This is a genomic window from uncultured Mucilaginibacter sp., assembly GCF_937859865.1.
GTDB lineage: Bacteria > Bacteroidota > Bacteroidia > Sphingobacteriales > Sphingobacteriaceae > Mucilaginibacter_A.
In genome coordinates this window covers 15,279-28,250 of sequence record NZ_CALMAT010000130.1, presented here as the reverse complement: position 1 = coordinate 28,250, position 12,972 = coordinate 15,279, and the positions used below count along the sequence as shown (strand labels likewise).

10 protein-coding genes are annotated in these 12,972 nt (G+C 42.2%); 5 read left to right on the top strand and 5 right to left on the bottom strand.

Features of this window, described 5'->3' with window-relative positions:
* Window positions 1–15: 15 nt before the first annotated feature.
* On the top strand, window positions 16–399 hold the full coding sequence (locus Q0192_RS14185) for a hypothetical protein (protein ID WP_299290235.1): 384 nt from the start codon (window positions 16–18) through the stop codon (window positions 397–399).
* 323 nt (window positions 400–722) lie between these two features.
* A complete protein-coding gene (locus tag Q0192_RS14180; protein WP_299290233.1) occupies window positions 723–2,264 on the top strand; it encodes an ATP-binding protein in 1,542 nt (513 codons plus the stop codon).
* 84 nt (window positions 2,265–2,348) lie between these two features.
* On the opposite strand, the gene cdaA is transcribed toward Q0192_RS14180, so the two are convergent.
* Complete coding sequence (gene cdaA / locus Q0192_RS14175; protein WP_299290231.1) at window positions 2,349–3,134, bottom strand: diadenylate cyclase CdaA; 786 nt, start codon at window positions 3,132–3,134, stop codon at window positions 2,349–2,351.
* A gap of 211 nt (window positions 3,135–3,345) precedes the next feature.
* Between cdaA and Q0192_RS14170 the strand changes: the two genes are divergently transcribed.
* Both Q0192_RS14170 and Q0192_RS14165 read left to right on the top strand, forming a co-directional pair.
* Window positions 3,346–4,680 (top strand): Gfo/Idh/MocA family oxidoreductase, encoded by a 1,335-nt coding sequence (locus Q0192_RS14170; RefSeq protein ID WP_299290229.1) that lies wholly within the window; start codon window positions 3,346–3,348, stop codon window positions 4,678–4,680.
* A 222-nt stretch (window positions 4,681–4,902) separates the two neighbouring features.
* Window positions 4,903–5,577: a MarC family protein gene (locus Q0192_RS14165; RefSeq protein WP_299290227.1), complete on the top strand. Its 675-nt coding sequence runs from the start codon at window positions 4,903–4,905 to the stop codon at window positions 5,575–5,577.
* Here Q0192_RS14165 and Q0192_RS14160 read toward each other — a convergent pair.
* The 4 genes from Q0192_RS14160 to Q0192_RS14145 all read right to left on the bottom strand — a co-directional run bounded on the left by Q0192_RS14160 (window position 5,567) and on the right by Q0192_RS14145 (window position 11,614).
* The gene (locus Q0192_RS14160) at window positions 5,567–5,701 is read right to left on the bottom strand and encodes a hypothetical protein (RefSeq protein ID WP_299290225.1); all 135 of its coding nucleotides are present in this window, start codon (window positions 5,699–5,701) and stop codon (window positions 5,567–5,569) included. The genes Q0192_RS14165 and Q0192_RS14160 overlap by 11 nt on opposite strands.
* A gap of 6 nt (window positions 5,702–5,707) precedes the next feature.
* Entirely contained in the window at window positions 5,708–7,102 is a 1,395-nt protein-coding gene (locus Q0192_RS14155) for a RagB/SusD family nutrient uptake outer membrane protein (RefSeq protein WP_299290223.1), read from the bottom strand.
* Between the two features lie 16 nt (window positions 7,103–7,118).
* Entirely contained in the window at window positions 7,119–10,241 is a 3,123-nt protein-coding gene (locus Q0192_RS14150; protein ID WP_299290221.1) for a TonB-dependent receptor, read from the bottom strand.
* Window positions 10,242–10,528: 287 nt separating this feature from the next.
* Window positions 10,529–11,614 (bottom strand): DNA topoisomerase IB, encoded by a 1,086-nt coding sequence (locus Q0192_RS14145; protein ID WP_299290219.1) that lies wholly within the window; start codon window positions 11,612–11,614, stop codon window positions 10,529–10,531.
* A gap of 176 nt (window positions 11,615–11,790) precedes the next feature.
* On the opposite strand from Q0192_RS14145, the gene Q0192_RS14140 reads away from it, so the two are divergent.
* A complete protein-coding gene (locus tag Q0192_RS14140) occupies window positions 11,791–12,813 on the top strand; it encodes an aldo/keto reductase (protein WP_299290217.1) in 1,023 nt (340 codons plus the stop codon).
* Window positions 12,814–12,972 lie beyond the last annotated feature (159 nt).

Here is a 12,972-nt window from a genome sequence, read left to right as displayed (position 1 = left end):
TCAAATCCCGAGGTTATGAAAAAAGCTATTTTCTTCATCTTGTTTTCAGGAACGGTTCTTACACTGAAGGCCCAGCAAAATACAATTACGCCAAACCGTACGCCTCAAGATGTACTTGGCCTTTATCGTTTTTCCGATACGGTTCCATCAAACAAGCTTTCTAAACAGCAACAAAACGATTTGAACTTATTGTTTTCGCCTCGTGTTCAACCAAAAAAATCCACTTCAACAAACCAAAATTTAACGGCTTCGTTGGATAACATGCCGATTGCCACGCCCCAAGGCAACTGGAATATGCCAATTGTAAAACCTGATGGAACCGTAATTTACACGATGCCAATTAAACGTTTGCCGCCGGTTGTTCAACCAAAAACGGAAGCGCCAAAACTTAATCCTTAAAAATCAATTAAAAGCCCGCATACTGTTTTTATGCCTATAAAATTGGTGTATGCGAAAGCAAAAAGCAATTGCCTAAATGACAGCAATATAGCAGGGGATTTTGAAACATTAATATTAGCGGTTCGTAAAAATTAAGTATGCCTTTCATCACAAAAGACTCTTTCCTGTCAATATTTGATTTAAGGGATCTTTCTAAAAGGCTTTTCCTGGTTTATTCTGTGGCATTTATTTCCGGCTTCGTTTTATCAATCGTTTATTTTTGTTTACACCTCAACTTTTCCTGTGTATCAACAAGCTTGTTTTGCTTTTGCCTTGGATCTGTAATGCTTTTAAAAAAGGCAGGCATTCTAAATAAAACAGAATACGTATTTCTATTTATTGTAAGCACACATTTGATAATCAGCACATTGGTAGAAGGGGCGCAGTCTGGCCAATGCTTCTATTATTTCCCACTGCTGATCTGTTTGCCGGTGCTGATAGATTTTGAAAAGTCAAACTACAACACCTTGCTGTTTAATTTTACCATTACCGTGGTTTCCTTTTTAACCTGCATTTTTTTGGGGCTGTATATTAAGCCGTTAGAACCAGTCTCGCACAGGATTGGCGCGGTAATATTTATGTGCAATGCCCTCTCCTCCGTAGTGATGACGGTTGGCCTTGCCTATGCGTTCATCCGTTCTCAAAAATTAAACTTTGAAGAATTAATTGAAGAAAAAAACAATACCATTTCTTCCCGCACCAGGTTCCTTTCTACCATGGGCCACGAACTGAGGACGCCGCTCAATGGTGTTTTAGGCGCAGTTAATTTGTTAAAAGATGAAAAATACCTTTCGGAAGACAACGAATATTACCGAATTTTAAAGTATTGTTCTAAACACATGCTCAACCTAGTAAACGATATACTCGACTTTAACAAAATAGAGGCCGGCAAGCTGGAAGTCCACCTGGTCGAGTTCAATTTGAAGCAGTTGATCACCAACGCAATCCTGCCGTTTTACAACAGTTTTGAAGAAAAAAACCTGCAACTGATGGTGGAGATTGCGCCTGAGGCCGATGTGCTGATTTGGGGCGATGATGTACGCATCATTCAAATCCTCAACAATTTGCTGTCAAACGCATTAAAGTTTACCGAGAAAGGTTTTGTAAAGCTGAGTTTGCTTTGCCGGCAAAAAGAGGGTGCAGGGCTTTCGGTAGAATTTATAGTACAAGACACAGGCTTAGGCATTGCAAAAGAAGACCAAAGCAAAATATTTGAAAGTTTTTGGCAGGTTTATGACGAAAGCACCCGCAAATACACCGGCACCGGCTTAGGGCTTTCTATTTGCCTCCGTTTGTTGGAATTGATGAACAGCGCATTGAAATTAGAAAGCGAAAAAGGCCAGGGAAGCAAGTTTAGCTTTACCATCAATTTTAAACTTGCCGATAAAAAGGAGTCGCCTTTGTTAAGTGCCAAACCGGACACAGACGACCTATTGGGCTTAAATATCCTGGTTACAGAAGACAACAAGATCAACATGATGATTGCCAGGAAAATTTTAACCGGTTACAAAGCTGCCGTTACTTGTGCTTATAACGGACAGGAAGCTTTGGATATTTTAGAACAAAACGCAGATTATTCTTTGGTTTTGATGGATTTGGAAATGCCGGTGATGAACGGTTTTACGGCCATCAAAGAGGTGAAAAAAATATATCCGAACTTACCGGTAATTGCATTTACGGCATCTTTAATGGATCAGGAAATGCTGGCCGAACTGATGCTGATCGGTTTTACAGATTTCATTTCAAAACCATTTGAGCCTTACCAAATGCTGGCTTTGATCAAAAAATATGCATTGGCACCGCTGCCGCAAGCTATTTTAGAATAAGCATTACTTAAAAAACACGGTTGTAAAAAACCAATTTTAAGCCGGTAAAAGAAGCATCACCAAAAAACAAAAATGCTTCTTTTATCAGTCAAAATCTTTGTTCAGCAGTTTTTCCAGTTCGTTAAAACTGATGTCCATCTTCACTTTTCCTTGTTTGGCGTAGGCAATTTCGCCGGTTTCTTCAGAAACGATCAAAGCCGTAGCATCGCTTGCTTCCGAAATCCCAATGCCGGCGCGGTGGCGCAAACCAAACTGTGGCGGCAGGTTTGTATTATCGGTCAGAGGCAAAATACAACTGGCCGATTTGATCTTGTTTCCGGAGATAATGACGGCGCCATCATGCAGCGGACCGTTTTTCTGAAAGATACTTTCGAGCAAACGTTTGGTAATTTTAGCGTCCAAATATTCGCAACTGTTGTGAAAAAACTCTTCGTCGTAATATTTGGCAAAAACAATCAATGCGCCGGTTCGGCTGTCTTTCATGGTTTTGCAGGCGTCAATAATCGGCTTGATACGTGCCAGGTTGTTTTTATCTTCCTCTTTCCGCCCAAAAAAATATTTCCACCAGGCTTTATTTCTTTGAAGGGAAGCATTGCGGCCAACCAGCAACAAAAACCGCCGGATTTCTTGCTGAAAAACCACGATGAGCGCTAAAATGCCAACGTTCATAAAATTGCCCAAAATGCCGGTAAGCAAGCGCATGTTCAAAGCTTTCACCACAAAATACAAAGCACACAAAATGGCCAAACCGATAAAAATATTGGCCGCAATGGTGCCGCGGATCAAATTATAGATTTGGTAAATAATAATAGCCACGAGGATAACATCCAGCACATCAAAAAAAGAAAAACGCAGAAAGCTCAAATCCATTTGCACGAAGTTAATAGTTGTGCTGAAGATTTGTACACGAATAATTAACTGATGCTTCTTTTACCGGCAAAAAATTAGTGCGAAAACCTGTAGCGACAGAACAATACTTCTTTTACCGGTAAAAATTTAATTAATTGTAAACTAAAGTATTGGCCGGGAGTTTTTTATGGAGAAACAGAAATCAACACTGATCAAAACTAAAGCAAAACAAATGACAGATTTTAAAGACCATAAGCCGGAAACATCAACCCAAAAAGCATATGACAGAAGGCAATTTATAGAAAGTGCAGGCAAAGGGATTATTGCCGCTACCGTTGCAGGCGAATTACTAGCAAGCGGAACGGCAAGCGCACAAAGCACAAACATCGGCAGTGGGCCGGGGCCAATGTCGGCAGCGGTAAAAGTAGAAGTGCCGAGCCAGCACGCCAAAAGCGAAGGCGAGCAACCCGCTGCGCCTTCGATCTTACCAAAAGAAAAACGTGTTGGCTATGCCATTGTAGGTTTGGGCGAACTGACTTTAGGCCAGATTATGGAAGCCTTTGGTGCATGCAAAAACTCGAAACCGGTAGCTTTGGTAAGCGGCGATGCGGCAAAAGCGCAAAAAGTGGCCCAACAATACGGTATCTCCCCAAAAAACATTTACAACTACCAAAATTACGACAACATCAAAAACAACCCGGAAATTGATGCCGTTTACATTGTTTTGCCGAATGCGATGCACGAAGAATTTGTGGTTCGGGCAGCCAAAGCAGGCAAACATGTGCTGTGCGAAAAGCCGATGACTACTTCTTCCAAATCCGCAGAAAGGATGATTGATGCCTGCAAAAAAGCTGGTAAAAAGCTGATGGTTGCTTATCGCATCCAGTACGAACCGAACAACCGGCAGATCAAGGATTTTACCCGCCAGCAAAAATATGGAAAAGTAAAAGTGATTACTTCCGTTAATGTGCAAAACATCGGCGACCCAAACCAATGGCGTTTGAAAAAAGCACTATCGGGCGGCGGCTCTTTGCCTGATATTGGCTTGTACGACATCAACACCAACCGCTATTTGCTTGGCGAAGAACCTTATATGGTGAACGCAACCACTTATACCACGCCCAACGACCCGCGTTTTAAAGAAGTGGAAGAAGCGGTGATGTTTCAGATGTATTTTCCAAGTGGCGCCATTGCCAATAATACTTGCAGTTACGGTGCGCACAACTCCAAACATTACCGTTGTTATGCTGATAACGGCGGCTGGTTTGGCATGGATCCGGCGTTTGATTATAAAGGTTTGATGCCAGAAGTTGGACATGTAGAAGGTAAAGTTCAAAACAAATCGAACCCGAAGTTGCCGGAAGAAAACCAGTTTGCTTTAGAGATTGACCATTTTTCGGAATGTGTGATCGAAAACAAAACGCCTTATACGCCCGGCGAAGAAGGTTTGCAGGACCAAAAAATTATGGAAGCCATTTATGAATCTGCCCGCACCGGCAAACCTGTACAATTAGAACGCATTGACAAACTGGATGCTTTCCGGGGCACGCCGCCAAAAGAAAGCTGATGAAATTATAGGCATAAAAGAAGCATGGCCGGGAAGTTTCTCCTGGTTATGCTTCTTTTTTTTTAGGCAATTCACAAGAAAGGATTAGGAAACCCTGAGCTTAAAAGCTGGGATTTGCAAATCCCGACCAGTTGGGTTTATAACGAAAAAATAATTAGAGGTTTAAAAACCAAAATGTTCTATTAGCTTTATCCATCCTGACGTTAAAACGGTACTTCTTTTATGGACGAATTTTACCATTCATTTATTAACCTTGTTTTTATCGGTATCATTGCGCTGTTCCCGGTTATCAACCCAATTGGTTCAGCGTTTATCGTCAGTCCGTATTTTCTCAACCTCAATAAAAAAGACAAGCGCAAAGTGGTGCAAAATGTAAGTCTGTATGCTTTTTTGATTTGCATGGTTTCGTTGTTTGCCGGGCAATGGATTTTAAAGCTTTTCGGCATTTCCATACCCATTATACAACTCGCTGGCGGCATTATGATCTGCAAAATTGGCTGGGGGTTTTTGTCTTCCGATAAAACAACACAAGTGCAGCCAAGGGATGCAGCATTGAACAATACCGACGACGGATATGAGCAAGTGGCCAGCAAGCTTTTTTACCCGATAGCTTTCCCGATTACCACCGGCCCAGGTACCATTTCGGTACTTTTTACCTTGAGCGCGCACAGTGCGGCCAATAACACGAACGGTTATCTCATCAATACCTTGGCTTTGCTGGTTTCGGTATTGGTGATGTGTACGCTGATTTACATTTTCTACTTCAACACCAAAACGCTGATTAATTTTCTTGGCGAAAACGGCGAAAATATTGTAAACCGTATTTCTGCTTTTTTAATATTTTGTGTAGGCTTACAAATTGCGTTTACCGGCTTAAAAATTCTGTTTAAATTTTGAGACCGATGCTTTGGTTTAAAAGTTTTTCTACCGGTAAAAAAGCACGGCCGGTAACTATTTTTCCGGCCATACTGTTTTTATCGGTATAAATTTGATGCCAATTTTTACCTGCTAAAAGAAGCATCAGAAATCAATAACCGGCGTTTTGTTTTAAATTGGGGTTGGCAATGGTTTCGCGTTGCGGGATTGGGAAAACCAGTTTAGGCGAGTTCCATTCAAGCGCGCCTACACTTTGCATCGTCCGTTTGGCATCGTGCAAAAAGAAACCGCCTTCAAAAGCTAACTCGTGCCTACGTTCTGTTAAAACCTGTGCCAAAGAAACGGAAGCAAGCGGGGCTAAACCAGCACGTGTACGGATTTTGTTGACATCGTTTAAAGGCGTGTCTCCGGTGGCAGTATTTGAACGCAGATTGGCTTCGGCACGGTTTAAATACATTTCGGCCAAACGCACTATCCTAACGTTGCCATATTGGTTTTGAAATTTGGAGGAATAAAGAGAACCGCCATCGTTATAAAAGAAAGCACCGCGTGCATCTCCCGGCTCAAATTCGGCAGGAAAAGAAGGTGAAACGACAGCATCGCCGCGGCCGCCATAAGTTGGTCCGCCATAAAATTCGTTTAAAGCGTTAACACCTTGTTGCGAAGTAATTTGGACAGCAAAAATATCTTCGGAAGTGTTGTCAGCATGTGCCGGGCCGGTTGTACTGTACGGAAACTCGGCAGCGTAAGTCGGCATTAAACCGAAAGCACCCGAACTGATAACCACATTTGCAGCGGTTGCAGCATTGGCATAATCTAGTTTCTGCATATAAACCCTTGAAAGTAAAGCTGCCGCCGAATATTTATTGGCATAAAAACTGTTAGAAGCCGGTAATTTGGTTTGTGCCGTTGTCAAATCAGAAAGTATTTGTGTATAAACCTGGCCAACGGTAGAACGGGCAACATAAGAAGAAGCGTCAATTTGTGCAGTCGGCGTTAAAATTATCGGAACGCCGAGGTTGGTATTCGGGTCACCATCGTTCCAAGCTTTTCCATACAGCCTTACCAAATCAAAATAAATCATGCCACGCAAAAACTTGGCTTCCCCTTCTATCCGGTCTTTATCGGCTTGAACCGTTACTTTATTCAATGCGGAAAGTACATTGTTTAGCTGGTTGATATCGTTATAAGCCGTAAGCCAGGTATTGGCTACATAACTATTGGTAACCGTAATTGATTGGTTGGCCATCTCCGTTAATTGTTGGTACGTTCCTGCCCATTCTATGATGTTTTGCCCGGCAGTTCCTAACAGGTCTGGCATTAAAAATACAGAGCCGCTATACAAATGTTCTACACCGTTTGCATCAAGCGTAGCCAAGTTACTGTAAGCGCCAATCAATGTAATTTGTACATCTTTCGCCGTTAACAAAGCCTGGCTAGTCTCGATGCTTTGCGTTGGTTTTAAATCTAATTGCTTATTACAAGCCGATAAAAGAAGCATTAAACCTGCACAAACCGTATATTTTATGTTCAATTTTTTCATCATTGTTTATGTTGAGGGATTACAAACCAATATTTAAACCGAAAGTAATGGTGCGCGGTTGTGGTGCCGAATAAAAATCAACACCGAGGTTGATGTTTGAAGCCTGGTAATCAGCATTAACTTCCGGGTCCCAGCCTTTATACTTGGTTACTAAAAACAGGTTATAAGCATTCATAAAAACCCTTGCCCTGGCCACATTGATTTTGCTAAGCCATTCTTTAGGCAGGTTATAACCGAAAGAAACAATTTTACACCTTAAATAAGATCCGTTGGACAAATAACGGCTGGAAGCTGCAATCCCATTTCCCTGAAACAGACGCGGCTCAGGCACATCGGTGATATCGCCTGGTTTGTTCCAGTAGTTCATCTGGTCAGTTGTCTGGTTGTCAAAACCGTTGCTGGCATTGGCGCTCATATACTGGCCGCCGCTGTTGTAAATTTTGTTGCCATAAACACCCTGAAAAGTAACGGCCAGGTCAAAACCTGCAAAAGCAAAATTATTGGTAAAACCGTAATTAATCTTTGGCGTTGGGTTTCCTAACACTACGTTTTGGGCAGCATTATAATTGTTGGTTGTGCTGCGGTTACGGGTTCCGTCGGGGTTAGTGGTATTTAAATAATAAATCGCGTCGCCGTTTGCAGGGTCAACACCGGCATATTCCCTTCCATAAAAAACGCCGATTGGCTGCCCTTCAAGTACACGGTTCAGGTCATTCGTGCCCAAAATTTGCCCGCCTACATCGGTAACCACGTTTTTGTTGTAAGCGATATTGGCAGAAGTTGACCACTTAAACTTGCCCACTAAGTTTTGTGTGGATAAGCCAAACTCTAAACCCTGGTTGTACAATTTGCCTGCATTTTGATATTGGGTAGAAAAACCGGAAGTACCCGGAACATTCACATTAAACAAAAGGTCATAGGTGTTTTTGCGATAAAAATCAAACGAACCGGACAAACGGTTATTGAACAAACCAAAATCTAAACCGGCATCAAACTGTGCGGTAGATTCCCATTTCAAATTCGGATTGGCTATTTGTGTGATTGCCTGGCCAGCAACACCGTTGTAACTGGCCGTACCGGTAAACAACCCTAAAGCTGCATAGTTGGAAATTTCTGCATTGCCGGTCAGCCCGTAACTCAACCTGATTTTTAAATTGCTTAAAGCAGTTACCGGTTTCAAAAAATCTTCTTCTGTTAAAACCCAGCCGATAGACCCAGCCGGATAAACACCATATTTATTGCCTTTGCCAAAACGGGAAGAACCGTCTTCGCGGATACTTGCAGAAACTAAATATTTGTTTTTATAAGCATAATTTCCCCTCAAAAAGTAGCCCACAAAACTATAATTTGTACTTCCGGAAGAGCCTGTTGTTACCGCAGCCGAAGATATAGTGCGGTAAGCATCGGAAGGAAACTGTGTGCCCGTTGCCAGGTTATAGTTGGTTTGCGAAAGCTGGTAGCTCATGCCGCCTGTAAAATCAACAATGTGGTTATCGCCAAAAGTGTTTTTATAGGTAAAGTAATTGTTGGTGGTATAGTTTAAAACCTGGTTATAACCATCTGAGCCGGAACCATTGGCCGTACCGGTATTCCTGAAAGTCAAACTGTTGTAATAGCTGTCTTCGTTTTGGTTGATCTGATCAATCCCAAACTCGGTACGGAAAGAAAAACCTTTGGCAATTTTAAGATCGCCGTAAACATTGCCTAAAGTGTGATAAACATTGGTGATAAAAGAAGCATTGCCAAGGCTTAACAATGGGTTATAATAAACCGGGTAGGTACTGGCCAGCGTGCCGCCCAAAGTTGAAGTACTGGAAACACCGTTTGGCAAAGTACCGCTTAACAAGCCTGTTCTCGGGTCAAATTGCGGAGTAATGGGCGACAAAGCCACATCTTGCAACGGGGTAGAAAAAGCATCATCGTTAGATACGCGGTTGTTGATCGTCCTGGTAAAGCTCAGGTTCATGCCCACCGTAAAATTTTTGTACATCTTGCTGTCCAGGTTGATCCTGCCGGAATATCTTTTAAAATTATTGCCGATTAAAATACCGTCCTGGTTCAAATACTGGCCGCCGATGTAATAAGTTGTTTTATCGGTTCCGCCAGACAGGTTTAAATCATATTGCGATTGCGGCGCTTTTTGAAAAGCAAGTTTTTCCCAATCTGTGTTTACGGCTGACGTTTGCCAGTTGGTGCTTCCGGCGGCGTAACGCGTAAGGCGACGATCTACGTAGGATTTGTAATAGCTTTGTGCATCTGCCAAGGTTGAAAAATAACCGGCGTTAAAATCCTGTGTAGCAGCCCCCAGCCCAGCCCTTTCTTCCAATTGCACATACTGCGAAGCGTTTAAAAAATCGCGGTGTCTGGAAGGCTGGCTGTCGCCAAATTGTGCGGTAAAATTGATGCGCGGCGTGCCTGCCCTGCCTTTTTTTGTGGTGATCAAAACAACACCGTTGGAAGCCCTTGCACCATAAATAGCAGATGCCGAAGCATCTTTTAACACTTCCAATGATTCAACATCGTTAAAATTAATGTCGGCTATCGGGTTGGTTGGCGCATCTGTGCCTGATTGGCTGGAAGAAGTAATCGGGATACCATCAACAACATACAAAGGCTGGTTGCTGGCAGATAAAGAGGAAGTGCCCCTTACCCGTATTTGTATCCCCTGCCCTAATTTACCATTGTTGGATTGGATGGCCACACCCGGGATTTTGCCCTGGATAGCCTGTTCAACACTTGGCACGGGTGTTTCGGCGATGTCTTTTGCCGTAACGCCAGCTATCGAACCGGTTACCGATTGCCGGGTTTGCGTGCCATAACCCACCACCACCACTTCTGATAATTGCTGTGCATTTTCGCGAATGGCTGTATTAAGCACACTTCCGGTAATGGGTAATTGTTGCGTACCAAACCCAATATAATTTATAATGAGGGTTTTGGCATTGGCAGGAACAGAAATGCTGTACTTCCCAGTTGCATCTGTTTGTGTCCCTATCGTTGGGATTTCTTTTACGGTAACACTAACCCCAGGCAAACCTGAACCGTCTTTTGCATCGGTTATTACACCTGTAATCGTTCGGTTTTGGGCAAAAACAGTTAGCGAAGCCGTAAACGATAAAAGAAAAAATAGAAGTTTTTTCATACTTGTTTTAGAATACAAATGTTAAAAATTTGTTAAAACTAAAACAAAGTTATGTTTAAATTGAATTTGCCATCAAATTTTTACAATTTTTTTAATAAAAAAGAAAAATCTATGCTTAAAAGCATTTATTGTTTTATTATTAGCAACAGTAGTTAAATTTTGAAAGTGTTTGGCAGAAATAAAGCACAGAATTACCCTTTATGGCCAAAGATCAAAAGAACAGCAAGTATTATTTAAGCTATTTTCAGCTTAAATAATACAGATACTGTTTTTACCCCTATAAATTCTTACAAAGCTTCTGCAATTTTTTCTTTGCCGATCAGTTCCAGCAAAACCTTTTCGGCCTGGTTCAAACCTGGTTCAGAAAGTGGTTTGTCTTCGGTGATCTGTTCTAAGTAACGCTCGATCCGGCCTTCTTCATAACTCTTAATTAAGGTTGGGTGCACGTAATATTTTTTACAGACCGTACGCGTGTTGCCTAAATGAAAAGCCACGTCATCCAAAACACTTTTGATATTTTTTTTGCATTGCGTGGTCGTTTCAAACCCGCCTGCTGCTTTAAACGCATACAAAGCATGTACGCTTCCGCTCCAGGTCCTAAAATCTTTCGCCGTAAAATCCTCGCCCGTAATTTCTTTTAAATAGGCGTTTACATCGTCGCTTTTAATATCCTGCGGGTTGCCGTCTTCATCATAATACTGAAACAACTCTTGGCCGGGAATATCCTGGCATTGTTTAATCAGCTTGGCCAACTTTTTACTTTCTAATTTTAAATCGTGATAAACGCCTTTTTTCCCTTTAAAACCAAACTTTACGGTTCCGCCTTCAATTTCTACGTGTTCATCGTTCAGGGTAGTTAAACCATAAGAGCCGTACAATTCGCGGTAGTTTTCGTTGCCGATGCGGATGTGCGTCAGTTCCATCACCCTCACCACCAAAGCCAACACTTTTTGCTTGTCTAATTTTTTTCGTGCCAAATCCCGGTCAATCACTTCCCGGATTTTTGGGATATGGTTGGCAAAAACTTCCATGCGGTGGTATTTGGATTGGTTGCGGATCTTGTTCCAATCGGCATGGTAACGGTATTGCTTCCGCCCCGCCGCATCCACGCCCGTAAACTGCAAATGCCCGTTTTCATAAGGGCAAATCCAGACATCGGTATAAGCTGGCGGAATAATGAGTTTGCGGAAACGTTCCAACAGCTCTTCATCTTCTACCACTGCCCCTTTTGCATCCTTAAAAATGTATTCCTCGCCTACTTTTTCGCGGGTATAACCTGGCGAAGAATCGTTTACATATCTTAAACCTACGGCTTTGGCGGTAATTTGCGGGTCGCGGCCAATTTTATCTAACTGTTTACGGAGTTGCTGCATGATGCTAATAAACGGAATATTTGCTGATAGGTTTTAACGTTAGTGGTTCATAGTTGATTGTTAATGGATTATGGTTAATCGTTGATGGCCGAAAGCTGATAGCTGACCGCCGAAAGCTTTTTCAGAACAAAACCAAGCATTGACAGGTTAAACTTTTATACGATAAAAACAGCATTATGAAATACAACGTTTTAAGTAATACAGGTTTGTTAGTTTCCGAGATTTGTTTTGGAACCATGACTTTCGGTTCAGGCGGAATGTGGGCGGCTATCGGTGGCGTGGAACAGGCCGGGGCAAACGATATGATGAAACAAGTGGTGGATGCAGGCATCAATTTTATTGATACCGCCAATGTTTATTCGTTCGGCCAATCAGAAAAAATGCTGGGCCAAGCCATTAAAGATTTAGGTTTGAACCGAAACGATTTGGTAATCGCGACCAAAGTGCGTGGCAAAATGGGCGAAGGCAAAAACCAGGTGGGCTTGTCGCGCTACCATATTTTTGCTTCTGTGGATGAAAGTTTGCAGCGTTTGCAGGTGGAGCATATTGACATTTTGTACGTTCACGGCGTTGACCCTTTAACGCCGATTGAAGAAATTATGCGTTCGCTAAACGACATCGTACTCTCCGGAAAAGTGCGTTATGTAGCCGTATGCAATTGGCCGGCATGGATGGTGATGAAAGGTTTAGGAATTGCCGAAAAACACGGTTGGAACAAGTTTGTGGGCATGCAATACTTCTATTCGCTTTCTGGCCGAGATATTGAACGCGAAATTTTGCCTTTAGCCAAAGCCGAAAATATTGGCGTGATGCCTTGGAGTCCGCTGGCTGGTGGTTTCCTTTCCGGAAAATATACAAGGGAAACTGAAAAGGCAGGCAACTCACGTCGCGACAGTTTTGATTTCCCGCCGGTAAATAAAGAAAAAGGTTACGCTATTATTGATGTGCTAAACGAAGTAGGCCAGCAATACGATGTTAAAGCAGCCGAAATTGCGCTGGCTTGGGTTCGGCAACAATCGGGCGTTACCAGTACCATTATCGGTGCAAAAAACCCGGAACAATTGAAATCCAACTTGCATTCCACCGAACTTACTTTAACTTCAGATGAATTGAAAAAGATTGATGAAGTAAGTGCTTTGCCACAAGAATATCCGGGCTGGATGGTAGAACGGCAAGGAAGTGACCGGAAGATTGGATGATACTGTTTTTAGGGGGATAAAAAGAGTATTGAGTTTTTAAAAAAAGCTGGAACGAGAGTTTCAGCTTTTTTTTATTAAACGATTTGAGAAGTAGATACTTGTTTTTCTTTTTACAAAATCTGCAACTGAAATTCAAAGAAACCTATTTGAAATTTCTCC

Excerpts from the sequence above, each read along its gene's own strand:
- Q0192_RS14145 (WP_299290219.1), bottom strand. The coding sequence starts at position 11,614 with ATGCAGCAACTCCGTAAACAGTTAGATAAAATTGGCCGCGACCCGCAA.
- Q0192_RS14185 (WP_299290235.1), top strand. The coding sequence starts at position 16 with ATGAAAAAAGCTATTTTCTTCATCTTGTTTTCAGGAACGGTTCTTACA.
- Q0192_RS14150 (WP_299290221.1), bottom strand. The coding sequence starts at position 10,241 with ATGAAAAAACTTCTATTTTTTCTTTTATCGTTTACGGCTTCGCTAACT.
- Q0192_RS14160 (WP_299290225.1), bottom strand. The coding sequence starts at position 5,701 with ATGCTTCTTTTAGCAGGTAAAAATTGGCATCAAATTTATACCGATAAA.
- Q0192_RS14155 (WP_299290223.1), bottom strand. The coding sequence starts at position 7,102 with ATGATGAAAAAATTGAACATAAAATATACGGTTTGTGCAGGTTTAATG.
- Q0192_RS14180 (WP_299290233.1), top strand. The coding sequence starts at position 723 with ATGCTTTTAAAAAAGGCAGGCATTCTAAATAAAACAGAATACGTATTT.
- Q0192_RS14165 (WP_299290227.1), top strand. The coding sequence starts at position 4,903 with ATGGACGAATTTTACCATTCATTTATTAACCTTGTTTTTATCGGTATC.
- cdaA (WP_299290231.1), bottom strand. The coding sequence starts at position 3,134 with ATGGATTTGAGCTTTCTGCGTTTTTCTTTTTTTGATGTGCTGGATGTT.
- Q0192_RS14170 (WP_299290229.1), top strand. The coding sequence starts at position 3,346 with ATGACAGATTTTAAAGACCATAAGCCGGAAACATCAACCCAAAAAGCA.
- Q0192_RS14140 (WP_299290217.1), top strand. The coding sequence starts at position 11,791 with ATGAAATACAACGTTTTAAGTAATACAGGTTTGTTAGTTTCCGAGATT.